This is a genomic window from Erythrobacter sp. JB1-15 (assembly GCF_057365035.1).
Genome location: NZ_CP200295.1, coordinates 1,513,846 through 1,535,128 on the forward strand (window position 1 = coordinate 1,513,846; position 21,283 = coordinate 1,535,128).

General features: G+C 58.3%; 23 protein-coding genes and 1 tRNA gene. 12 read left to right on the plus strand and 12 right to left on the minus strand.

What is annotated here, in order from left to right; all coding sequences use genetic code 11:
- Positions 1-3 precede the first annotated feature (3 nt).
- Together AC0V6L_RS07300 and nhaA are read right to left on the minus strand one after the other, a co-directional pair.
- Positions 4-912 carry an alpha/beta fold hydrolase gene (locus AC0V6L_RS07300; protein WP_486153645.1) on the minus strand — a complete coding sequence of 303 codons (909 nt, stop codon included), beginning with the start codon at positions 910-912 and terminating at the stop codon, positions 4-6.
- Complete coding sequence (gene nhaA / locus AC0V6L_RS07305; protein WP_486153646.1) at positions 902-2,107, minus strand: Na+/H+ antiporter NhaA; 1,206 nt, start codon at positions 2,105-2,107, stop codon at positions 902-904. The genes AC0V6L_RS07300 and nhaA overlap by 11 nt, the downstream gene beginning before the upstream one ends.
- A gap of 245 nt (positions 2,108-2,352) precedes the next feature.
- Between nhaA and AC0V6L_RS07310 the strand changes: the two genes are divergently transcribed.
- Positions 2,353-2,925, plus strand: a complete 573-nt coding sequence (locus AC0V6L_RS07310) for a flavin reductase family protein (RefSeq protein WP_486153647.1) — start codon at positions 2,353-2,355, stop codon at positions 2,923-2,925.
- 91 nt (positions 2,926-3,016) lie between these two features.
- Here AC0V6L_RS07310 and AC0V6L_RS07315 read toward each other — a convergent pair.
- Positions 3,017-3,103: transfer RNA gene (locus AC0V6L_RS07315), tRNA-Leu, on the minus strand.
- Positions 3,104-3,263: 160 nt separating this feature from the next.
- Positions 3,264-4,412: an MJ0042-type zinc finger domain-containing protein gene (locus tag AC0V6L_RS07320; RefSeq protein WP_486153648.1), complete on the minus strand. Its 1,149-nt coding sequence runs from the start codon at positions 4,410-4,412 to the stop codon at positions 3,264-3,266.
- 166 nt (positions 4,413-4,578) lie between these two features.
- Between AC0V6L_RS07320 and ftsE the strand changes: the two genes are divergently transcribed.
- The 4 genes from ftsE to AC0V6L_RS07340 are packed head-to-tail and all read left to right on the plus strand — an operon-like array spanning position 4,579 to position 7,528.
- A complete protein-coding gene (gene ftsE, locus AC0V6L_RS07325; protein ID WP_486149670.1) occupies positions 4,579-5,325 on the plus strand; it encodes a cell division ATP-binding protein FtsE in 747 nt (248 codons plus the stop codon).
- Between the two features lie 3 nt (positions 5,326-5,328).
- Entirely contained in the window at positions 5,329-6,300 is a 972-nt protein-coding gene (locus AC0V6L_RS07330; protein WP_486153649.1) for a cell division protein FtsX, read from the plus strand.
- A gap of 10 nt (positions 6,301-6,310) precedes the next feature.
- Complete coding sequence (locus tag AC0V6L_RS07335) at positions 6,311-6,841, plus strand: YdcF family protein (protein ID WP_486153650.1); 531 nt, start codon at positions 6,311-6,313, stop codon at positions 6,839-6,841.
- A gap of 30 nt (positions 6,842-6,871) precedes the next feature.
- The gene (locus AC0V6L_RS07340; RefSeq protein ID WP_486153651.1) at positions 6,872-7,528 is read left to right on the plus strand and encodes a lysophospholipid acyltransferase family protein; all 657 of its coding nucleotides are present in this window, start codon (positions 6,872-6,874) and stop codon (positions 7,526-7,528) included.
- A 32-nt stretch (positions 7,529-7,560) separates the two neighbouring features.
- Here AC0V6L_RS07340 and AC0V6L_RS07345 read toward each other — a convergent pair whose 3' ends face one another.
- Together AC0V6L_RS07345 and AC0V6L_RS07350 are read right to left on the minus strand one after the other, a co-directional pair.
- A complete protein-coding gene (locus AC0V6L_RS07345) occupies positions 7,561-8,469 on the minus strand; it encodes a prephenate/arogenate dehydrogenase family protein (RefSeq protein WP_486153652.1) in 909 nt (302 codons plus the stop codon).
- Entirely contained in the window at positions 8,466-9,566 is a 1,101-nt protein-coding gene (locus AC0V6L_RS07350; protein ID WP_486153653.1) for a pyridoxal phosphate-dependent aminotransferase, read from the minus strand. Before AC0V6L_RS07350 ends, AC0V6L_RS07345 begins: the two co-directional genes overlap by 4 nt.
- 84 nt (positions 9,567-9,650) lie before the next feature.
- On the opposite strand from AC0V6L_RS07350, the gene metX reads away from it, so the two are divergent.
- Positions 9,651-10,760, plus strand: a complete 1,110-nt coding sequence (metX, locus tag AC0V6L_RS07355; protein ID WP_486153654.1) for a homoserine O-acetyltransferase MetX — start codon at positions 9,651-9,653, stop codon at positions 10,758-10,760.
- Positions 10,757-11,365 (plus strand): methionine biosynthesis protein MetW, encoded by a 609-nt coding sequence (metW, locus tag AC0V6L_RS07360; protein ID WP_486153655.1) that lies wholly within the window; start codon positions 10,757-10,759, stop codon positions 11,363-11,365. The genes metX and metW overlap by 4 nt, the downstream gene beginning before the upstream one ends.
- A gap of 20 nt (positions 11,366-11,385) precedes the next feature.
- On the opposite strand, the gene AC0V6L_RS07365 is transcribed toward metW, so the two are convergent.
- Together AC0V6L_RS07365 and AC0V6L_RS07370 are read right to left on the minus strand one after the other, a co-directional pair.
- Entirely contained in the window at positions 11,386-12,060 is a 675-nt protein-coding gene (locus AC0V6L_RS07365; RefSeq protein ID WP_486153656.1) for a basic helix-loop-helix domain-containing protein, read from the minus strand.
- 73 nt (positions 12,061-12,133) lie between these two features.
- Positions 12,134-12,526, minus strand: coding sequence for a VOC family protein (locus tag AC0V6L_RS07370; RefSeq protein WP_486153657.1), 393 nt, complete (start codon positions 12,524-12,526; stop codon positions 12,134-12,136).
- A gap of 84 nt (positions 12,527-12,610) precedes the next feature.
- On the opposite strand from AC0V6L_RS07370, the gene AC0V6L_RS07375 reads away from it, so the two are divergent.
- The 3 genes from AC0V6L_RS07375 to AC0V6L_RS07385 all read left to right on the plus strand — a co-directional run bounded on the left by AC0V6L_RS07375 (position 12,611) and on the right by AC0V6L_RS07385 (position 14,310).
- A complete protein-coding gene (locus AC0V6L_RS07375) occupies positions 12,611-12,973 on the plus strand; it encodes a hypothetical protein (protein WP_486153658.1) in 363 nt (120 codons plus the stop codon).
- Positions 12,974-13,047: 74 nt separating this feature from the next.
- Entirely contained in the window at positions 13,048-13,542 is a 495-nt protein-coding gene (locus AC0V6L_RS07380; protein WP_486153659.1) for a hypothetical protein, read from the plus strand.
- A gap of 96 nt (positions 13,543-13,638) precedes the next feature.
- Positions 13,639-14,310, plus strand: coding sequence for a glutathione S-transferase family protein (locus AC0V6L_RS07385; RefSeq protein ID WP_486149692.1), 672 nt, complete (start codon positions 13,639-13,641; stop codon positions 14,308-14,310).
- 6 nt (positions 14,311-14,316) lie between these two features.
- On the opposite strand, the gene AC0V6L_RS07390 is transcribed toward AC0V6L_RS07385, so the two are convergent.
- Positions 14,317-14,499 (minus strand): hypothetical protein, encoded by a 183-nt coding sequence (locus AC0V6L_RS07390; protein ID WP_486153660.1) that lies wholly within the window; start codon positions 14,497-14,499, stop codon positions 14,317-14,319.
- A 146-nt stretch (positions 14,500-14,645) separates the two neighbouring features.
- On the opposite strand from AC0V6L_RS07390, the gene msrB reads away from it, so the two are divergent.
- Positions 14,646-15,053 (plus strand): peptide-methionine (R)-S-oxide reductase MsrB, encoded by a 408-nt coding sequence (gene msrB / locus AC0V6L_RS07395; RefSeq protein ID WP_486153661.1) that lies wholly within the window; start codon positions 14,646-14,648, stop codon positions 15,051-15,053.
- 118 nt (positions 15,054-15,171) lie between these two features.
- Positions 15,172-17,469, plus strand: a complete 2,298-nt coding sequence (locus AC0V6L_RS07400; RefSeq protein ID WP_486153662.1) for a transglycosylase domain-containing protein — start codon at positions 15,172-15,174, stop codon at positions 17,467-17,469.
- Between the two features lie 58 nt (positions 17,470-17,527).
- On the opposite strand, the gene AC0V6L_RS07405 is transcribed toward AC0V6L_RS07400, so the two are convergent.
- The 3 genes from AC0V6L_RS07405 to hflK form a co-directional block, all read right to left on the minus strand.
- Positions 17,528-19,063, minus strand: a complete 1,536-nt coding sequence (locus AC0V6L_RS07405; protein ID WP_486149698.1) for a Do family serine endopeptidase — start codon at positions 19,061-19,063, stop codon at positions 17,528-17,530.
- A gap of 184 nt (positions 19,064-19,247) precedes the next feature.
- Entirely contained in the window at positions 19,248-20,084 is an 837-nt protein-coding gene (gene hflC, locus AC0V6L_RS07410) for a protease modulator HflC (protein WP_486149700.1), read from the minus strand.
- Positions 20,085-20,086: 2 nt separating this feature from the next.
- Positions 20,087-21,280: a protease modulator HflK gene (gene hflK, locus AC0V6L_RS07415; protein ID WP_486153663.1), complete on the minus strand. Its 1,194-nt coding sequence runs from the start codon at positions 21,278-21,280 to the stop codon at positions 20,087-20,089.
- Positions 21,281-21,283: the final 3 nt, after the last annotated feature.

Below are 21,283 nucleotides of genomic sequence, written 5' to 3' on the forward strand. Positions count from 1 at the left end.
GCCTTACCCTGCGCCGATTGCCCGCGCGATGATCGCGGCGGCATCGGCCGGGTCTTCGAAAGCATGAAAATGCGTTCTGTCTGACCGATCAAGATCCGTGCCTTTTGGCATAATGTCTGCCAGCCCCGGCCATGTGGGCGAGCTTTTGAAATCCATCAAATTGGTGCGTTTCGCCCGCACGATCAGCGCCGGCGTGTTGCAGGACCGGGCCGCATCAAATATACCGGTATTGCTCCGGCTGGAGGCGTAAATGCTGGCTTCCATTTCGGGCGCGCAGGCGAGCTCAAACCCATCGCCGACCGCTGCCGGCAGCAGGCCGTGGCGGCAATAATCCTCAAACACACGAGGCGAAAAAATCGCATAGGGATCGCGGGTTTTGAACCGCTCAATCATCGCCTCGGCTGAGGCGAAATCACGCTTGCGCTTGGCTGTGGGATGCGGGTTGTCAGGGGTGAAGATGGTTTCTGGCGCCTCGTAATATTCCGGTTCCAGGATCACCGGATCAAACAGCACCAATTGGCTAAAGGCAGCCGGCAATTCGCTGGCTGTATTCAGCAGCACATGCGCGCCCATGGAATGGCCCACGGCAACCGCGCCTGCCAGATCCAGATGCACGGCGAGCGCTTTCATATCATCAATCAACACGCGCCAATCGGTGATCGGATCGCCCGTGCTGCGGCCATGCCCGCGCTGATCGACCCCAATCACGCGGTGATGGGGGAAATGCTTTATAATCGCGTCATAACAGCGCGCGTGAAACCCGGTGGCATGGGCGAACAACAAGGTCGGCAGAGCGGCTGAATGGCCCGCCCGTTCGTCTTGTGCTGACTCATCAGGGGCCCAATCGAAAAAGCACAGATTGATGCCGTTCACATCCGCCGTGCGCTGAACAGGCGCGGACCTAACTGGCATGTGCATCGCCTTGCGCCGTGTCCGCTTCTTCGAGTGGCAGAGCCGATTTTAACAGGAAGAACCCGGCAAAAGCCGCGACCAACGACCCGGCCAGCACGCCCACTTTCACCGCATCAATCTGCGCCTGATCGGTAAAGGCGAGATTGCCGATAAACAGGCTCATCGTGAAACCAATCGCCGCGAGCAGCGACAGCGCGTGCAGTTTGCGCCAGGTGACCTTTTCGGGAAGCGTCGCCAGCCCCAATTTCACCGCGACAAAGGCAAATCCAAATATCCCGATCTGCTTGCCGATAAGCAGCCCCAAAGCAATGCCCAACGGCAGAGGTTGCAGCAGGTCAGCAGGCGACAATCCGATCAGTGTCACGCCCGCATTGGCAAATCCGAAAATCGGGATAATCAAGAACGCGACCCAGCTGTGCAGGCCGTGTTCCATATGTTCAAGCAGGCGCGTGCCATCCTTGGCCGCCATCGGCACCATCATCGCCGCTGTCACTCCGGCCAAAGTCGCGTGAACGCCCGATTTCAGCACAAACACCCACATGATAACCGTCAGCACGACATAGGGGATGGACGACGCGATGCGCGCGCGGCCCACTGCAAAAAGCAGCGCCAGCATGATGCCGCCGCCGATCAGCATATCAACCTTGATCTCGCCCGAATAAAACAGCGCAATCACGGTGATCGCGCCGATATCGTCAATCACCGCAATCGCGAGCAGTAAGGCTTTCAAAGCCACCGGCACGCGCGGGCCAAGCAGCGACAGGATGCCGAGCGCAAAGGCGATGTCGGTCGCTGCCGGAATGGCCCAGCCGCTGATCGTGTCGGGCGAATTGAGATTGAAGGCGACAAAGATCAGCGCAGGGATGGCCATGCCGCCAATCGCAGCGGCAAGCGGGAGCGATGCCTTATCCAGCGTGGACAATTGCCCCTCGATAATCTCGCGTTTCACTTCCAGCCCAATAAGGAAGAAAAAGATCGCCATAAGGCCATCATTGATCCACAAAATCAGTCCCTTATTGATTTCGAAATTTCCGAAAGAGACATTCAGTTTGGTCTCAAGCGTGCCGAAATAAAGGGGCGCAAGCGGGCTGTTGGCGATGATCAGCGCGAGCAGCGCCGAAATGATCAGAACAATGCCCCCTGCGCTTTCCTGTTTGAGGAAATCTTTAAGCGCGGCGCCCACCCGGTTGATCATGATTGTGCCTATCCTTTGGCCAGTTTTGGCGATGTTACGAGAATGAACGTGCAAAGAGTGCATCGGTGCCCGAAATTCGCGCAATTGCAAATGGGGCGGTGCGTGCAGGATTGATTGGGGATCTGGACCGGGGGGCAGGCGCGGGGAAGACGGCAGGAGGACCGGATTGATTGACATTCCCGTGCGTATCGGGAAACGCGCTGGCAAGCCTCTTGGTTTTTGCGTTTATCCTCGGAGAATTTTGTTTGCCCGATCATCCCTCACACGAAACGGTTCTGCCGGTTGATGAGGGTGCGTTTCGCGCGCTGATGAGCCAATTTGCCACTGGCGTGTGCGTGGTGGCGGCGATTGGCGATGATGCGGATGCCGGCCTGAAAGCAAGCCCGGTGGGGATCACGGTCAATTCGTTCGTGTCGGTCTCGCTTGATCCGATGCTGGTGTGCTGGAGCCTTCACAATTCGTCCAGTCAATTTGATATCTGGACAGGCAAACGCGCGTTTTCGATCAGCATTCTGGCGCAGCACCAACAGGCGATTGCGCTGCGCTATGCCGCGCGGGACAAAGTTGCGGACCCGGCCGATTTCGTGATCGGCAACAGCGGTCTGCCGCATATTAGTGGGGCGCTGGGCCATTTGGAATGCCGTCCCTACCAGACCTATCCCGCAGGCGATCACACAATGATCCTAGGCGAAGTGACGGGGCTCTATCTTGATGGCGATAGCGGGGGAAAGAGGCCAGCGATGAAAGCCAACCTCTGCTGTTTTTCAAAAGCGGATTTCGCTCAATCGCCGCGGCGTAAGCAGCCCCTTTTTGATTAAGATCAAAAAGTTTGCTGGCGGGGAATTTGAGAGCCCACACTCCCTCAAAAAACAAAAAAAACCTGCATATCAGGTATTTGAATACAAGTGATGGTGCGGTCGAGAAGACTCGAACTTCCACGGGCGTTAGCCCACAACGACCTCAACGTTGCGCGTCTACCAGTTCCGCCACGACCGCACGTGTAAGACCGGAGCAAACCAACGCTGCCCCTCGGTAGGAGCGCGCCACTAGCAACCTGTCTGATAGCGCGCAAGGCTTTTGCGAGATAAGCGCGCGCTTTGCGCCAGAGACTTGCCCAAGAGACTGGGGGTAAATGGCAACCGCCCTCGCGATTGGGTCAGTTCGGGGCCCAGCCCAATTCAGCTTCGCGCGCGGCTGCCGGTATGTCGGAAATGGCTTCTGTGACATTCAGGCTTTCGCCCGGCGCCAGCTCACTTTTCGCAGGGGCAACTGGCCATTTGCCAACTTCGCGGCCGCGCTCATCAAGGAAAACGACCAGCATGCTCGGCACGGCGATCGCTTCTGCTCCGGTGTTTGAGATCGTCCCGCGCACACGGAAAATCTCTTCGCCTGTTGGCAGGGTTTCGGTGCGTTGCTGTTCACGCGGGAAATCGAGCACCAATTCCGGCTTGTTCACGCCAAAGGTGGGCTGATTAACCGGGAACCAATCGGGCAAACCATAATAGCTGACCGCAAGCACGGTGGCGCTGGCCAAAACGGCAAAGGCAATAGCGGCCGCAGTCCACATTTTGAGCGGATTGCGCCGCGCAATGAATGGCGGGCTGTATTCGAATTGCGAGATGCCGTCTTCGTAATCCTCTTCGGGATTTGACGAATAGTCTTCTTCATCGAAGCTGTGATCGGCGAGCGGATCGCTGTCAGAGACAAAGTCCGGTTCGGCATCGAAATCGGGCACGTCATCGCTATCGGGTGCGTCTGTGAAAGGCTCATCGTCAGCGAAGGCGTCGGTTTCGCTTACCGCCTCCTGCGTGCTAGTATCTTCATCAGAGGTATCGCGGCCGCGCTGAAAGACGCCGCCAAACATGGGCGATTTGGTGTCGCTTGCGGGCGCATCGGCCTCTGCATCTTGCACAGGGTCGCGGCGCGCCATGCTGTTGCGGAACGCGCGCGCGGCAACAGAGGAACTTTGCGCCTCTGTGCTGCGCTGCGCATAGGCGGGCTGGGTTTCGCCGTCGGGCGCATCGGCGGGCGCAGGCGCATCGCCGGGCGCATCAGATGTCCGCCAGTGATTGACCGAGGGGCCGGCATCGCTCGCCGTCTCTTCGGCTGCGCGCTGCGGCGCAGACTGCGGCGCTGGTCTGGACGGCTCATCAGCGCTGGTAGTTTCTTCGCGCGGGGGGAGCGGGGCTGCATCCTGATGCCAGCTGTGCTTGCATTTTGCACAGCGCACAGTCCGGCCATCGCCGCCAATCGCAGCGTCCGGCACAACATAGCGCGTGGCGCAGGCAGGACAGGATATAATCATGGTTACACTTGCAATACGCCTGACACTCAAAGGCACAAGGGCTGGCGCCGCTTACATGAACAATTCGGGGGTTTTTTCCACAAAGGGCGCAATTATCGTTCTGTAATGCAGGCAGAGCAGCGCGTGGGGCTTTCCCCATTCGCACCGCGCTGATAGGACGTTGCCTATGACCGAACGCGCGTCCGAAATTGTGAAATTTGACAATGTCGGGCTGCGTTACGGCGCCGATCCTGAGGTGTTGAGCGATCTTAGTTTTACGCTGTTTCCGGGCAGTTTCTACTTTCTGACAGGGGCAAGCGGGGCTGGCAAAACCAGCCTTTTGAAACTGCTTTACCTGGCGCAAAAACCATCGCGCGGCTCGATCAGCTTGTTCGGCAAGGACATGATAACGCTGCCTGCCCCCAGCCTTCCTGAATATCGCCGCAGGCTGGGCGTTGTCTTTCAGGAATTTCGCCTGATTGAGCATCTGTCTGCTTTCGACAATGTCGCTTTGCCGCTGCGTTTGTCTGGCACGGATGAAGGTAAAGTGTTCAAAGCGGTCTCCGATATGCTCGAATGGGTCGGCCTGTCGCACCGGGCGCAGGCCAAGCCGGAGACATTGTCGGGCGGAGAACAGCAGCGCGTTGCCATTGCGCGCGCGGTTATTGCGCGCCCGCGCATGCTGATCGCGGATGAGCCGACAGGCAATGTCGATCCGGAAATGGCGCTGAAACTGCTGCGCTTGTTCGAAGCGCTCAACAATCGTGTGGGCACAACTGTGGTGGTGGCGACGCACGATGTGCATTTGCTCAAGAAAGTTCCGGAATCGCTGATTATGCGGCTGAATAAAGGGCGGCTGTCCGATCCCACTGGCGCGCTGCGTTATCCGCCAAAGCCGGGCGGCGCATCCAGCACGCAGCGGGGGCGGGGGTAAAAGATGGCCCAAGCGCGCGTGCCTGATACGGCAATCCCTGACGTTCCCATTCCCGATGCGCTGCCCGCCAGTGGGAAAGTGCCCAAGCCCAAACGGGCGGGCGCAGGCGCAAGCGATCTGCTGCCCAAGGCGCGGTTCGGCGGTCCAATCCCGTGGGTGATCGCCATCCTGATTGCGCTGGTTGTGATCGCGGCAGCGGGCGGGCTGGCGCTGCGCAATCTGGCAGAGACCGCGCGCGCCGATATCTCCAATGCGGCGACCATCCAGATCCTTGAGCCCAATCCAGAACTGCGCAGTGAACGTGTGGCAGGCGCGGTTGGGGTGCTGGAAAGCGACAATCTGGTGCGATCCTTGCGCGTTGTACCGGATGAAGAGCTCACCCAATTGCTCGAACCATGGCTGGGCGCGGGCGCGGCGAGCGAGGATATCCCGATCCCGGCATTGATCGATGTGGAATTGTCGCGCGCGGCCTCGCCTGAAGAAATTGCCCGGTTGCAAGGCGCTTTGACGGCTGTTGTGCCGCAGGCGCGCGTCGATGCGCAATCGGACTGGCTTGCGCCCGTTTACGATGCTTTGTCGGCGCTGCAATATCTGGCGCTGGGGCTGATTGTGCTGATCGCGTTGGCCACCGCGGCGGCAGTGTGGCTGGCTGCGCGCAGTGCGTTCAGCGCGCATAAGGATACCGTTGAGATCATCCATCTGCTTGGCGGCACCGATGCGCAGATCACGCGCGTGTTTCAGCGCGCGGCCATGCGCGATGCGGCTTTTGGCGGGGTGGTTGGATTGGTGCTGGGGGCGGCGGCGGTTTGGCTGCTGGGCCAGCAATTCAGCGCGCTTGACAGCGGCATGGTGAGCGGAGGCGGATTGGGCCTTGCCGATTGGCTGGCGTTAATCCTGATCCCTGTTGCAGGGGTTGCGCTTGCTTTTGTCACTGGCCGGATCACCATTGCATTTGCGCTGCGATCCATGTTGTGAGCGCCCAGTAATGTTACGACGGATTTTATCAGCTGTATTTCTGGTGTGGGCGCTGGGGTTCTTGTGGTTCACCATCACATTGCCCGGCCCCGGCGGCGCGCAGAAAACCGATGCGGTGATTGTCCCAACAGGCGGCGCGGGCCGCATCGCGCAGGGTTTGGCGGTGATGGACATGGGCCTTGCCCCGCAAATGCTGGTAAGCGGAGTGGACCGCGATGTGAAACCAGGCGAATTTGCTGCCGAATTCGAAGTGGATGACGTGCGCATGCAATGCTGCGTTACGCTTGGGTTTTCCGCTATCGACACCCGCACCAATGCCTCTGAAACCGCGCAGTGGGTCGAAGCCAACGACATCGCGTCGCTGCGCCTTGTGACAACCGATTGGCATATGCGCCGCGCGGCAGGTGAGCTTGACCGGCAATTGCCCGCTGGCATCACGGTGGTGCGCGATGCAGTGGCATCGCAGCCCAGCCTTGCGACACTGTTCCTTGAATACAACAAGCTGATTGCCAGTTCGGCGGCCAGCCTTGTCAATCTGTAAGATCAGAGCGTGGCAATAGTGCGAAGCCTTTTGTTTTACCCCCTTTTCTACGGGTTCAGCGCGCTGCTTGTGATCGCATCGGTTGCCGCCAGTTTGATGGGGCGCGATGCCGTTGCGGGGGTGGTCAATCTGTGGGGACGCTGGCACCGCTGGTGCGTCATCCATGTGCTGGGCATCGCAATCGTGGTTGATGGCAAAGTTCCCGAAGGCGCGTATCTGATCGCGGTCAAGCATGAGAGCTTTTTTGAAGCGATTGACATGCCGTTCCTGTTCAATTTCCCCGCTGTCTTCGCCAAGCGAGAGCTGTTTTTGATCCCCGGATGGGGGTATTCGGCAAAAGTGTACGGTCTGATCCCTGTTGCGCGTGACAAGGGGGCAAAGGCGCTGCGAGAAATGATCGCAACGGCCAAATTGCGCGTGGGCGAAGACCGGCCGCTGGTGATTTTCCCCGAAGGAACCCGCGTCGATCACGGCGATAATCCGCCGCTGCAATCCGGATTTGCGGGTCTTTACAAGCTGCTTGCCTTGCCTGTCGTGCCGGTCGCAGTGGATAGCGGGCCGCTTTACCATGGCTTTATCAAACAGCGCGGCACGATCACTTACCGCGTGGGCGAGACGATCCCCGCAGGGCTTGCCCGCGGCGAGATTGAAGAACGGGTGCGCCGCGCGATTAATGCCTGCAATTAAAGGGTCTGGTCTTGGCGGCGGCGTTTATGCGGTCACACATGATCCTCGCGCCCGAAATCGGGCCGGTGATCATCTTGGCCCTGCTCAATCACTTGCCGCCGGATCGCGCGCGTGCGGCTGAATAGATCATGCAAAGTGTCTCCGTCTCCTGATCGGATAGCGCGCTGCAAAGCGGTGAGATCTTCGCTGAAACGGCCCAGCATTTCGAGCACCGCGGTTTTGTTCGACAAGAACACATCGCGCCACATGACAGGGTCCGATGCCGCAATCCGGGTGAAATCGCGAAAGCCGCCGGCTGAATATTTGATAACTTCAGAAGCCGTGACTTCTTCCAGATCGCTTGCCGTGCCGACAATCGTAAAGGCGATAAGGTGCGGGATATGGCTGGTGACAGCCAGCACCAGATCGTGATGCTCCGCATCCATAATTTCAATGCGCGCGCCCAGCTGGCTCCAGAATGCCGACAGCGCTTTTACAGCATCCTCATCCGCGCCGGTTGGCGGGGTCAGGATGCACCAGCGATTGGTGAACAGCGAGGCAAAGCCTGCCTCTGGTCCTGATTGCTCGGTCCCTGCAACGGGATGCGCGGGGATGATGTGCCGGCCGGGCAAAGCTGCGGACAATTTTTGCGCCAGCCCCGTTTTGGATGACCCGACATCGCTGATAATTGCATCAGCGCGCACCGCATCCGCCATGGCAATCGCGGCGCTTTCCATCGCGCCCATGGGCACGCACAAGATCACGAGGTCCGCATCATGCACCGCATCCTCGATGGTGTCGGCGACCGCGTTCGTCAGGCCCAAAGTGCGCGCTTTTTCCCGGACATCCGGGTTTTGGTCAAAACCGGTCGTCACAATCCCGCCTGCGCGCGATTTAACTGCAAGGCCAATCGATCCGCCCAGCAGACCCAGCCCAATGATTGCAACGCGCTGAATTGTCATGCGGCCTCTCCGCATAGCGTGCGCAAAGCGGCGATCACGCGGTCCATATCATCAGGTTTGCCGATAGTGATGCGCAAGGCATGGGGCAATCCCTGGCCCGGCAAATGGCGCACGGCGTAACCGGCTTTGTCCAAAGCGGCGAGAGCGGTTTCGGCTTTTACATCGCCTTCGAACAGGACGAGGATAAAGTTCGCCTGGCTGGGGATGGCGCGAAGGCCGTGATTGCCCAGCGCCTCTATCCCACGTGCCAGCTGCGCGCGTCCCTTTGCATTCACATCGCGCGAGCGGGCCATGAATGCCTGATCGCCCAGAGCAGCCATTGCTGCCATTTGCCCCTGAGCGGACACATTGAATGCCCCGCGCAGCCGGTTGAGCGCACCAATCAGACCGGGCGCGCCCGTTGCCCAGCCGATCCGCAAGCCGGCCAGCCCGTAAGCTTTGGAAAAAGTGCGCGTCACCAGCACATTGTTCGCCGATGCGGCAAGGCCCAGGCCGTCATCGGACAGATCATCCTCGACATATTCAGCATAGGCCTGATCGAGCACCAGCAGCACGTGACCGGGCAAACCTTGATGCAGGCGGCGCACTTCATCGCGGCCAATTGCAGTCCCGCCGGGATTGTTCGGATTGTCGAGCAGCACCACTTTGGTCTTGTCTGTGATGCTTGCCAGAATTCCATCGACTGATGCTGTGAAATCATCATCGGGCGCAAACACCGGCACGGCCCCCACTTTGCGCGCAATCAGCGGGTAGAGCGAAAAGGAGAAAGCGGAAAACACCACCTCATCACCGGGCCCTGCAAAGGCTTGCACTGCGCAATGGAGCAGCTCACCAGAGCCTGTGCCGCAAACGATGCGCGCAGGATCAATGCCGTGCAATTGGCCCAGCTTGTGCGTGAGAGCCTGCGCGCCCGGATCGGGATAAAGCTCGGGCTGACCCGGCTCGCTCAGCGCCTGCAAAGCCGCCGGGCTGCACCCAAGCGGGTTCTCATTGGCCGAAAGCTTGATCAGCGCGCGCCCATCATCGCCCTTGGATTTGCCGGGGACATAGGGACGGATCGCGTTGATCCATGGCTTGAGTTCAGGTTGCGTCGGCATAGTTGTTGCGCGCATAACCGCTCTTGCCACTAAAAAACAGCGCAATTGACAGCCGCGCTGCCGTGGCCCAATCCGCGTGCCCTGATGACTGCCGCTTCCGCCTCGAAATGCTACGCGCTGCCTGCCGCTCTACCGCTTGATTGCGGGCAGGAGCTCGATGGCGCGCAAATCGCGTATGAGACATATGGAACGCTTGCGCCGGATAAATCCAACGCCGTTCTGATCTGCCATGCACTGACCGGCGATCAATATGTCGCGAGCGACCATCCCGTGACGGGAAAGCCGGGCTGGTGGTTGCGGATGGTCGGGCCGGGCAAGCCAATTGATACAGATCGCCATTTTGTCATTTGCGCCAATGTCATCGGGTCTTGCATGGGCTCCACCGGGCCTGCGAGCGCGGACCCAGATGGCGCACCTTACGCCATGGATTTCCCCGTCATAACCATCCGGGATATGGTGCGCGGGACTATGGCTTTGCTTGATGGCTTGGGAATTGAACGGCTGCACGCAGTGGTCGGCGGCTCCATGGGCGGAATGCAGGCGTTAAGCCTTGCTGCCAATTGGCCGGATCGGGCAGAGCGTGTTTTGGTGATTGCATCAACGGCTCGCCATTCGGCGCAGAATATCGCTTTTCACGAATTGGGCCGCCAAGCCATTATGGCCGATCCTGCATGGGCGGGCGGCGCTTATTATGGCGGGGATGCCAAACCCGATAATGGCCTCGCCGTGGCGCGCATGGCCGCGCACATCACTTACCTTTCGGAAGACGGACTGACCGAAAAATTCGGCCGCCGCCTGCAGGATCGTGATGAGAAAAGCTTTGGGTTCGAAGCGGATTTTCAGGTCGAAAGCTATCTGCGCTATCAGGGAAGCGGCTTTACGCAGCGGTTTGATGCCAACAGCTATCTCTACATCACGCGCGCGATGGATTATTTCGATCTAGCCGAGGAGCATGGCGGGCGTTTGGCGGACGCTTTTGCTGCGCACCGTATGGGCAAGGGCGCGCGTTTTTGCCTCATCAGCTTTGACACAGACTGGCTCTATCCCACTGCCGAAAGCCGCCATATCGTGCATGCGCTGAATGCAGCGGGCGCAAAGGTCAGCTTTGTCGAATTGAGCGCCAATGCAGGCCATGACAGCTTCCTGTTGGAGCACGACCAGCTGTACCGCGTGGTGCAGGGGTTTGTCGAATGAGCGCATCTGCACCCGATTACACATTGCGCCCCGATTTGGCTGTTATCGCAGCACAGGTCGAACCCAATACGCGCCTGCTTGATATTGGCTGCGGTGACGGAGCGCTTATGGCAGAATTGGCAAGCATCAAAGGGGTGGATGCGCGCGGCATGGAATTGGATCCTGCCAAGGTGGAACGCTGCGTTGCGCGAGGGCTTTCCGTGGTGCAAGGGGATGCGGACCGCGACCTTGCCAATTACCCTGATGGCGCGTTTGATTACGCCGTTTTGGGAATTACGCTGCAGACATCACAGCGCCCCGATATCTTGCTTGAAGAGATGTTGCGGATCGGCCGGACTGTTTTTGTCAGCTTCCCAAATTTCGCACATTGGCGCACCCGAACAGCGTTAATGTTTGGGGGACGCATGCCGATTACACGAGCTCTGCCTGTCAGTTGGTATGCGACTGAGAATATTCACCACGTCACAATCTGTGACTTCAAGGAACTTGCGCAGGAAAAGGGCGCGCAAATCACGCGCGCATGGAATTTTGCAAATGACGCGCCAATTGGTCCGTTTGGGGCCAATTGGCGCGCTGAACTCGCTGTGTTTGAATTGAAAAGCTAGAGGCCCTGCCCCTACTCACATCATGGCAAAAGCGCGTTTTTGATGACCGTTTTGCCGTCCAGTTTTAGCCGTGCGGTGCCAGTGTCTTTCACATCATTTGAGGCAAGCCGGCCTTTCACACTTACGCTAAGCTTATGATCGCGGTCCATCATTCCGGGGCCTTCAAGATTTATGCTGCTCCAGGCATAATCGCCATATGCAGTGCCGAGGTCGCCTTCCTGACTTTTCATAAAGGCATCCAATGCATCGGTGTTCACATCACCAAACCGCACGACATAATCTGCCACGTTAAAATCAGCCGGATCGCCGCCGATCACAGTAATTTCGAGCTGCCGCGGCTCGGAAAAGGCGCCCTCTTTGCTGTCGTAACGTATCGAGAGCATTTTTTTGGGATCATTGGGGTCTTGGTATTCAACGTCGCAAGTCTTCATCATGCCGCGCGGTTGCGTTTCCAGACTGTCGATTTCCTCACCTGTGCTGAACAAAGTCGTCAGTTTGCTCACCATGGCATCATCGCCCAGTGTTTCGCGCGCTTTATCGAAGCATATGTCGTAACCGTCATCGAATGACAGGGCATTGGCGGTCTCTTCGGCCTGCATATCTGCGATCATCTGATCGACGTCCGCTTCCGAACCTCCACATGCCGCCAAGGCGAGCACAGCAGTGCTCAGCCCAAGAACTCTAATCGATTTCATTTTGTACTCCTGGTGTGCAAATCCCGCCCGTATGAGACATTGCTCAGGGCGGGATTTGTTTGGTTTCTCGTTCTCAGCCCGGCCGATGAATGCCGCAAATTTTGTGGCCATCGGGATCGGTGAAATAGCACAGATACATCGGGCCCATCGTGCTTTCGCGTTTCCCTGGCGGGTCTTCGATTGAAGTGCCGCCATTGGCGACAGCGACATCATGCAATTGCTGGATTTGCTCTGGCGAATTGCAGACAAACCCGATGGTCGAGCCGTTGGAAGGTTCAGCAGGTTCGCCATTGATCGGCTCGCTTACCGAAAAGGTGCTGCCATCGTGGATGTAGAACAACCGGGTCTGGCCGGTGTCGTTGACATGCGCCATCGGCTCGCCCGCCCCAAGCACGCCCAGCACGGCGGTGTAAAAGGATTTGGACTTTTCGATATCATTGCTGCCGATCATGATGTGATTGAGCATTGCGGTTGTTCTCCTTGTTAAAAACGGATTCGCACGCGGCGCGGTAGCATGAGGTTCATGCATGGGGCTATATGCGACAGCGCAATGATTATACATTCTCTTTTGGCCGTATTGATGGCGGCGCAATCTCCGGCGGCTAGCCCTGCGGATTCTGAAACGCAGCTCTCTCCCGAAAGCCGCGCTTTGCTGCGCTGTTCAGCCGCTTTTGCGGTGGTGGCGCAGGGGCAGGAAAATGGCAATGAGGCAGCCTTGCGCTGGCCCGATCTGAAAACGCGCGGGCGCGAATTTTTCGTGCGTTCGATCGCGAGGTTGATGGATGAAACCGGGCTGGACAGGGAAGGCATTGCGCGCTTGGTTAGCACAGAGGCGCAGAACCTGTGGGACACAGGCGAGATAGAAGCGATCATGCCCTCGTGCCTCGTGATGTTAGAGGGATCAGGGATTTAACATCTGCGTTCAGAAACAGGCCATGGGCTTTGGGCTAGGGTCCGCTTAATTCGTCACAATTGAGGGGTTTTTCCATGCGCGCTTTGCCTGCTGTTGCCGCTGCTACATTTATTCTTGCCGTGCCATCGGGCGCCTTGGCGCAGGACACTGCCCTGCCTGAAGACCCGCCAGCCGAAGCCCCTTTGAGCGAGACCGCATCGGGTGAAGAGGCTTTGGCTGAGATATCTGACAAACTGGCCGATCCTGATTTTCAGGATCAGATCACTGCGGTGGCAGGCGTGCTTGTTAACACCATGCTGGACTTGGAAATTGGGCAATTTGTCCAGGCGGTTGATCAGGCGAGCAATGGTGCAGCAGGGCCTGAGGATGCTGATATTGACGCCGATACACGCGTTCGCGATCTCATGCGCAACCCCGATGATCTGAGTGAGGATATCGAGGAAAACTTGCCCCAGGCAATGAACACGATGAGCGCGATGAGCGAAGGCTTTGCTGCGATGCTGCCCGCGCTTGAGGCGATGGCGAAACAGATGGGCGATGCGGTTGCGCGGGCGCGCACTGCTGACTAAACCAAAGGCGCGCTGCACACGGCCCGATCAAGCGGTGCCTGAGCGCGATTTGGCGGGTGGATTTTGGCCCCGTGATAAGGCAAAAGCACCTGCATAATGTGGTTCCTCTATCAATTCCCCTTATGCCCTTTTAGCCGCAAAATCCGGCTGTTGATGGGCGAAAAAGGCATCGCCTATGATCTCGTGCGCGAAGATCCATGGACGGGTTCTGACATGTTTTTCAACCTCAATCCGGCAGGCCGCACACCGGTTTTGACCGATGAAAAACGCAAGGTCGTGATCGCTGACAGCCGCGCAATTGGCGAATATTTCGAAGAAACCGAAACGCGCGCACCAATGATCATGGGCACCGCAGATCAGCGCGCGGAAATCCGGCGGCTTACCGCTTTGTTTGATGAAAATTTCTACGCCGATGTGACAGAGCCATTGTTGTCGGAACGGATGAAAAAACGCCTCATCCTGCGCCAGCCGCCCGATAGCAAGCGCCTGCGCGAAGCGATGAAAATGGCGCATGGACATCTCGATTATCTCGACTGGCTGATCGACACGCGCCCGTGGGTTGCAGGATCGACGATGAGCATGGCGGACCTTGCCGCTGCTGCGCAAATTTCGGTGGCCGATTATCTGGGCGGGATTGATTGGGCAGGCCACGACAGCGCGCGCGGCTGGTATTCGGTTTTCAAAAGCCGCCCCAGCTTCCGTCCGCTGCTGACTGAACGCATGGATGTGATCAAACCGCCTGCGCATTACGCTGAGGTTGATGGGTGAACCCAGTCAACCCGGTGGATCAAAGTTCCACGCTTTGTGGCGAGCCTCTTCGCCGTCGATCAGGAATTCGATATCGTCGATGTTGCCATTTGGCCAAACAATCAGTTCTTTGTCGTTGATCCACTCAATACGCGCCAATTCTTGATTGGGATCGGGATGCCAACGAAGAGTGAGTTCTTCCTTCGGCATTAATTTGAAGCATTCGGGCCAAGGTTCGACCGACACATAGATTGGCGCACTTCCTTGATTTGAAAAGCACTGACTAGCTTTGCCCATATGTGTCACCGATTGAGTTCGCGAACGGGTTGCTTATATCAGTGGGCAAGGAGAACCGCATGTCAGAAAATCTTGAGTTAACCCAAGAAGAATGGCGCGCGCGCCTGTCGGCTGAGCAGTTCCACGTCCTGCGCGAAGCGGGCACCGAACGCGCGTTCACGGGCAAATACGACAAGTTCTATGAAGAAGGCGAATATGTCTGCGCGGGCTGCGGGACGCGGCTGTTTATCAGCGCGGCCAAATATAACAGTGGTTGCGGCTGGCCCGCCTTTACCAAGCCCGCTGATGAAGACACGATTGATGAACACCGCGATGTTAGCTTTGGGATGATCCGCACCGAGGTGACCTGCGGCAAATGCGGCGGTCATTTGGGACATGTCTTTCCCGATGGCCCGCCGGACCAAGGGGGATTGCGCTATTGCATCAATTCAGCATCGCTTGAATTTGTCGCAGATGGGGATGATTGAGCGCCGGTTTGGCCCTTGCCACTCTTTTGCCATATTCACGCCCTGTTACAACTTGGCTAGGCATTGTTAAATGGCCTTGGTGGATGCCTTGGTAATTGGCGTGGGGTAGAGGCACACAATGTCAAAACGCGGTGATCGTCTGCAAAACAAGGGCAAGCGCGGTTCTCGCCGGGCTGCGTCCGAGCGGGCATCTAGATCCCAGAATAGCCGCAGCAAGCGTCCTGCACCGGGCAATAGGAAAGGCGGCGCAAATGGCGGTGCGATAGCAGCGCAGCCGTCGGCCTTGTGGCGCTGGACCAAACGGCTGACGGTATGGGGCCTTGCGCTTGCCATTTTGGCCGTCATCTTTCTGGCCTGCGCTGTGGGATTTGCCGCGCGCGAAATTCCCAGTTTCTATCAGCTGAAAACGACCACCAATGCCCAGACCATTCTGGTGCGCGCCCGCGATGGCAGCGAGATTGTGGAGCTTGGCCCAAGCTTTGGCGAATGGCTCGATTACGACACCATCCCTGCCAATATGAAAAACGCCATGATCGCGGTGGAGGACAAACGCTATTTCGATCATTACGGCGTCGATCCGGTGCGCACCACAGGCGCTGTGATCGAAGGTTTTACCGGTGAGCGATCACGGGTTGGCGGCACATCCACCATCACCCAGCAATTGGCGCGCAATCTGTTCCTCAATTCCAACCGCACTTTTGATCGTAAAGCGCGCGAGGCGGTTCTGGCGATGGCGCTGGAATGGAAATTTTCAAAAGAACAGATCCTCGAACTCTATCTCAATAAAGTGTATTTTGGCGGCGGTGCATACGGGATCGACAGCGCCAGCCGCAAATTCTTCAGCCACCCGGCCAATGAGCTTTCCATTGGCGAGGCGTCAATCATTGCAGGGCTGGTGAAAGCGCCGAGCAAGTATTCGCCCACCGCCGATGTGCAAAAAGCGGTGGACCGGGCGGCCGTTGTTTTGCGCCTGATGCGCGAACAGGGATATATCACTGCCGATCAGGCCAGCGTTGATGTGGATGCGGTGCAGCTGAAACAGCAGGCGGGGCAAAATTCGGTGCGCTATTTCACTGATTGGGCTTTGCCGCAGCTTGATATCCTGCTGCCTGAAACCAACGAGCCGCTGGAGGTGTGGACCACGATTGATGTGGGCATGCAGCGCGCGGCCACCGCATCGATTGATGCAAACACACCCGACGGGGCGCAGGGCGCGCTCGTCAGTCTGGACCGCGATGGCGCTATCCTCGCACTGGTGGGCGGGCGCGATTATGTCGAAACCAATTTCAACCGGGCCACAGATGCGATGCGCCAGCCGGGATCATCGTGGAAATTGTTCGTCTATCTCGCCGCATTGGAAGCGGGTTACACGCCCGGCGATACGGTGAAAGATGTGCCTGTCACCATTGATGGGTGGAGCCCGCGCAATGCCAGCGGGCGCAATATTGGTGAGACGACTTTGCGCACATCCTTTGCGTTCTCGATCAACACCGTAGCCGCGCAATTGGGCAACGAAGTGGGCTTTGGCACGGTTGCATCCATGGCGCGCAGGTTTGGGATCACCAGCAAAGTGTCTACTTTCCCATCCATGGTGCTGGGATCATCGGAAGTGCGCTTGCTGGAAATGACTCGCGCCTTTGCCTCGGTTTCTGCCAAGGGGATGGGGGTTGAACCTTACGGCATCACCAAGGTTGTAACCGCGAGCGGCGAAACTTTGTATGAGCGCGAAAAACCGCGCCAGTCGCAATTGGTGCCAAGCTATGTCGCCGCGGGGATGACCGACCTGTTGCAAACCGCGGTGGCGACGGGAACCGGCAAAGCGGCGCAGATTGGGCGCCCTGTGGCAGGCAAAACCGGGACGACATCATCCAACAAGGATGGCTGGTTTGTCGGATTTTCCTCTGGCATTACAACAGGGGTGTGGATGGGCCGCGATGATGCGAAAACGGTTCGCGGGCTGCAAGGCGGGCGCGCGCCCGCCTCCGCCTTTGCTGCCTATATGCGCTATGCCGTGAAAGACCGCGCGATTGAGAAATTCGACACCGAACTGGACTTGCCTGCGTGGCGGCAGGAACCCGATGAGGAATATCTCTACGGCGATCCCGATGATTATTACTTCATCGATGAACAGGGCAATCTGATCGAGCAGGGGCGGGGTGATCAAGGGCGGCGCAATCCCGGCGAAGGGCTGATTGGCCCGGATGGCGATGGCGGCACCGGCAACACCAGCGAACCGCCGCCAGCCGTTAGCGAGGATTTCCTGGAGCAAGCGACCGGCGGCGCATTGCCGGCAGAAGGCAGCCCGCCTCCTGCGCCTCCAAGGCCGCCGCCCGCACAGCAGCGGCAATCTCAGCAAAGACCAGCACAACAAAGACCGGCACAACAAACCCCGCAAGCACCGCCGCTGCAACAATAGCGAGCGGCAATGCCAGCGGGGTTTTAAGCCAAGCTTGGTTCAGGTTTTGATGGAATGCCTAGCGCAGACGCACAGGCACAAAACGCGGCGGCTGGCCGCGGCGCTGCACCCGCAGCAGCACGGCATCGCGATTGTCGCTTTCAGCCGCTGCGATTTGTGCATTGAGCGCTTCGACGGAGCCAACCGTTTCATAGTTGGCAGAAAGGATCACATCGCCCCGGCGCAGACCTTTGCGGCCCGCATCCGAATTGGGGTCAACCGCGCCAATCACCAACCCTGTTACATCGTCATCAAGACCCAGCGAATTGCGGATTTGCGGAGTGAGCGTGAGCACTTGCAGGCCCAGCTTTTCCTCAATGGTGCCATCGGATTCCTCCGGGCTCATCGGCTCATCGGAATCGGGATCGAATGTTTGCGCCTGTGCGCGCAGCTCAGCTTCCGAAGGACGCTTGCCCAGAACCGCAGTGAGAGCAACTGTGCGCCCATCGCGCAGCACTTCGATCGGCACGCTGGTGCCAGGCGCAAGATTGGCGACGAGGAAGGATACGGTCTGTTCCGAGGTGACGGTCTTGCCGTTCACTTTGGTGACGATATCGCCTGCAGACAGCCCGGCTTTCTCGGCGGCGCTGTCACCTTGCACCGATTGCACCAATTCGCCGCGGTTGCGCGCAAGCCCGAGGGAGTCGGCCATATCATCGCTCATCGGTTCAAGGCTGACGCCAAGGAACCCGCGTTCAATCTCGAGGCCTTCTTTCAATTGGTCAACAATCGGTGCAGCGATCTCAGCGGGGATCGCAAAGCCAATGCCGACGCTGCCGCCCGATGGCGAGAAAATCGCATTGTTGATGCCGATCACATTGCCCTGCATGTCGAACAACGGCCCGCCCGAATTGCCGCGATTGATGCTGGCATCTGTTTGGATGAAGCGGTCATAGGGACCGCCTTGGCCGGTGTTGCGATAGACGGCGGAGACGATGCCGCTGGTGACAGTGCCGCCAAGGCCAAAGGGATTGCCGATGGCAACCACCCATTCGCCCACGCGGGTCTGCGCCGAATCGCCAAATCGAACGAACGGGAATGTCCGTTCGGATTTGATCTTGAGCACCGCCAGATCGGAGGCAGCGTCTGCGCCCACCAATTCAGCCTCGTATTCGGTGCCATCGGGCATGGTCACCGTGATCTCTTCCAAAGTCGCGCGGTTGTTAGGAGTGACAACGTGATTGTTGGTCACCACAAAGCCATCGGCCGAAATGATAAAGCCGGAACCCAGCGACTGCGCCTCGCGCGTTTGCGGTTCCTGATTTTGTCCGCCGCGGCGGCGGTTGAACATTTCGGCAAAGGGCGTGCCCGCAAATGGGTTGCGCTGCACTTCGACCCGCTGGCGGGTTGCGATATTCACCACCGCAGGCTGCAATTGTTCGGTCAAGTCGGCAAAGCTGGACGGGGCACCGGCGCGCGGCACCATTTCGTTCATCACGCCTGCATCGTTTTGCGCAACCTGTGCGCCTGCCGGGTGACCTGCCATGAGTGAAACCGCAGCGCCGCCTACCAAAAGGGCGCTGGTGAGACCGTATACATACCGCACGTTTTTCACGTCCTTCAATTCCTCAAGTTATGAGCCAGCTCCGATTAGAACCGCCTCGCTTAATCTGTCATTTGCCCCGGCATAATGACCCACCTTGCGCTGAACAGCGTTTGAACACGCTCACCAAGCGCATGGCGTTGGCAGGAGCCCGTCAACGCTTGGTCGGGGCTATCCGCCAGATGCGCCTGCCCGTTCAGCGGCGACCGCGAAACTGGCGCAGATATTCATTTTCAGGCGACAGTATGATCGAGCTTTCGCCCCGGCCTTCGCCTTTGGCAAAGCTTTGTTCGTAGCTTTGCATGGCGCGGTAGAAATCGTAGAAATTCCCGTCCTGACCAAAGCTTTCGGCATAGATGCGAGCGGCCTCGGCGTCCGCCTCAGCGCGGATCACGCGGGCATCCCGGGATCCGGCTGCGCGAATGGTGCGCGCTTCGCGTTCCCGGTCCGACTCCATCCGTTGAAACGCCGATTCCAGTGGGCGTCCGGTGGGAAGATCGGTCCGTTTGATCTGCACATCGATCACTTCTGCCCCGTATTGGCGCGCCTCACGATCAAGATTGGCGCGCACATTGGCCAGAGCATTGCCGCGTTCTGCGGTCAGCATGGCCGCAAAAGTGCGGCGGCCCAGTTCCTGACGCACGGCTGAGTTCAAGATTGGCTCAAGCGCGGTCGTGACGCCTTCGGTGGTGCCAGCGCGTTCGACCATGCGAATGGGATCGACGATCCGGTAGCGGGCATAGGCATTGACAAGCAGACGCTGCTGATCGTTTGACAGCACTTCTTCATCGGTCATTTCCAGATCAAGCACACGTTTTTCAATCCGGCGCACCGACTGGATGATCGGAACGCGGATTTTGATGCCCGGCCCAGTGCCATCGCCTGCCATGTTGATCGTGCCAACCGGCCGGCCTGTCTGAATGATGACGACCTGTTCTTCTTCGTTGACGACAAACAGGCTCATCGAAAGCGCGACGACAATCAGCGCGATGATGACGAGGGGAACGCGAAATGTGGTCCAGAAACTGTCCATGATCACTGTCCTCCTTGTTGGGATTGCGCGGCGGGCGCTGGCGCTGGCTCTGGCGCGGGCGGCGCAGCTGCGGCCCGTTTGCGAATTTCAGGCAGCGGCAGATAGGGCGTTACGCCTTCTGCCTCGACAATGGTTTTGTCTGTCACGGCCAGCACTTTTTCCATGGTTTCATAATACAGACGCTGGCGAGTAACATCGGGCGCAAGCCGGTATTGTTCGTAGACTTTGTCAAAAGCTTCCGCCTCACCTTCGGCGCGGGCGAGCGTTTGCTGCGCGTAACCTTGCGCCTGGTTGCGTTCAGCATCGGCGTTTTGTTCGGCGACAGAAACATCGCGGAACGCATCGACCACTTCGCTGGGCGGGTCAGCTTTGTTCACTTCGACACCCAGAATATTGATGCCCGCTTTGTATTCATCAAGCACGGCTTGCATACGTTCGCGCACTTTGATCTGGATTTCTGAACGCCCTTCACCGGTGAATGTTTCGTTGAGGGTTTTTTCGGCGACCGATGCGCGCATGGCGGCTTCGGCCACTTCGTTCACAGTTTCCACTGGATCGACCAGTTCAAAATTGAAATCGCGCAAATCTTTGATGTTCCAGCGCACGATATAGCTGAGATCAACGAGGTTCTGATCGCCTGTCAGGATTAATTTCGCGCTTTCACCTGTGCCGGGGATAACCAGCGGGCGCACGGTTTGCACATCTTCGATATCGACCGTTTGAATGGGGAAAGGTGCGGTCAAATGCAGGCCCGCATCCAAAGTACTGGAATATGCGCCCAGCGTTTTGACAACGGCTTTTTCTTTCGCCTCGACCTGATGCAGGCCTGTGCCCAAAATCCACACAGCCAATGCGCCGGCGATAATCAGCGGAGCCCAGCTGCGCCCACCGGGCAGTTGCGGCATGCGGAAATTGGGGCCGCCGGGGCCGCCGCGCCGCGGACCTTCGGGGCCTCTGTTTTTGAAGATATCTTCGATGCTGGCAGAGCGGCGCGGTTCACCGCCGCCGCCAGGCAGCCACGGATTGCGAGGGCCATTGCCGCCCTTTTTCTCGCCATCATCACCAGAACCATCGCCGCCCGAATTGTCGCCGGACGGTTCATCACCGCCGCCGCCCCAGGGGTTCTTTTTCCCAGCCATGGCAAGACCTTTTCCAGCCAAGCCAAGGCGCTCTTTCAAACCGTCAAAAAACTGCATGAA

What these genes read in the sequence shown, in the direction of transcription:
- AC0V6L_RS07365 (WP_486153656.1), bottom strand. Translation starts at nt 12,060, where the DNA reads ATGAAATCGATTAGAGTTCTTGGGCTGAGCACTGCTGTGCTCGCCTTG.
- AC0V6L_RS07400 (WP_486153662.1), top strand. Translation starts at nt 15,172, where the DNA reads ATGTCAAAACGCGGTGATCGTCTGCAAAACAAGGGCAAGCGCGGTTCT.
- AC0V6L_RS07335 (WP_486153650.1), top strand. Translation starts at nt 6,311, where the DNA reads ATGTTACGACGGATTTTATCAGCTGTATTTCTGGTGTGGGCGCTGGGG.
- AC0V6L_RS07370 (WP_486153657.1), bottom strand. Translation starts at nt 12,526, where the DNA reads ATGCTCAATCACATCATGATCGGCAGCAATGATATCGAAAAGTCCAAA.
- ftsE (WP_486149670.1), top strand. Translation starts at nt 4,579, where the DNA reads ATGACCGAACGCGCGTCCGAAATTGTGAAATTTGACAATGTCGGGCTG.
- AC0V6L_RS07330 (WP_486153649.1), top strand. Translation starts at nt 5,329, where the DNA reads ATGGCCCAAGCGCGCGTGCCTGATACGGCAATCCCTGACGTTCCCATT.
- metX (WP_486153654.1), top strand. Translation starts at nt 9,651, where the DNA reads ATGACTGCCGCTTCCGCCTCGAAATGCTACGCGCTGCCTGCCGCTCTA.
- hflK (WP_486153663.1), bottom strand. Translation starts at nt 21,280, where the DNA reads ATGCAGTTTTTTGACGGTTTGAAAGAGCGCCTTGGCTTGGCTGGAAAA.
- AC0V6L_RS07375 (WP_486153658.1), top strand. Translation starts at nt 12,611, where the DNA reads ATGATTATACATTCTCTTTTGGCCGTATTGATGGCGGCGCAATCTCCG.
- AC0V6L_RS07385 (WP_486149692.1), top strand. Translation starts at nt 13,639, where the DNA reads ATGTGGTTCCTCTATCAATTCCCCTTATGCCCTTTTAGCCGCAAAATC.
- msrB (WP_486153661.1), top strand. Translation starts at nt 14,646, where the DNA reads ATGTCAGAAAATCTTGAGTTAACCCAAGAAGAATGGCGCGCGCGCCTG.
- AC0V6L_RS07320 (WP_486153648.1), bottom strand. Translation starts at nt 4,412, where the DNA reads ATGATTATATCCTGTCCTGCCTGCGCCACGCGCTATGTTGTGCCGGAC.
- AC0V6L_RS07350 (WP_486153653.1), bottom strand. Translation starts at nt 9,566, where the DNA reads ATGCCGACGCAACCTGAACTCAAGCCATGGATCAACGCGATCCGTCCC.
- AC0V6L_RS07345 (WP_486153652.1), bottom strand. Translation starts at nt 8,469, where the DNA reads ATGACAATTCAGCGCGTTGCAATCATTGGGCTGGGTCTGCTGGGCGGA.
- AC0V6L_RS07390 (WP_486153660.1), bottom strand. Translation starts at nt 14,499, where the DNA reads ATGCCGAAGGAAGAACTCACTCTTCGTTGGCATCCCGATCCCAATCAA.
- nhaA (WP_486153646.1), bottom strand. Translation starts at nt 2,107, where the DNA reads ATGATCAACCGGGTGGGCGCCGCGCTTAAAGATTTCCTCAAACAGGAA.
- AC0V6L_RS07300 (WP_486153645.1), bottom strand. Translation starts at nt 912, where the DNA reads ATGCCAGTTAGGTCCGCGCCTGTTCAGCGCACGGCGGATGTGAACGGC.
- AC0V6L_RS07380 (WP_486153659.1), top strand. Translation starts at nt 13,048, where the DNA reads ATGCGCGCTTTGCCTGCTGTTGCCGCTGCTACATTTATTCTTGCCGTG.
- metW (WP_486153655.1), top strand. Translation starts at nt 10,757, where the DNA reads ATGAGCGCATCTGCACCCGATTACACATTGCGCCCCGATTTGGCTGTT.
- hflC (WP_486149700.1), bottom strand. Translation starts at nt 20,084, where the DNA reads ATGGACAGTTTCTGGACCACATTTCGCGTTCCCCTCGTCATCATCGCG.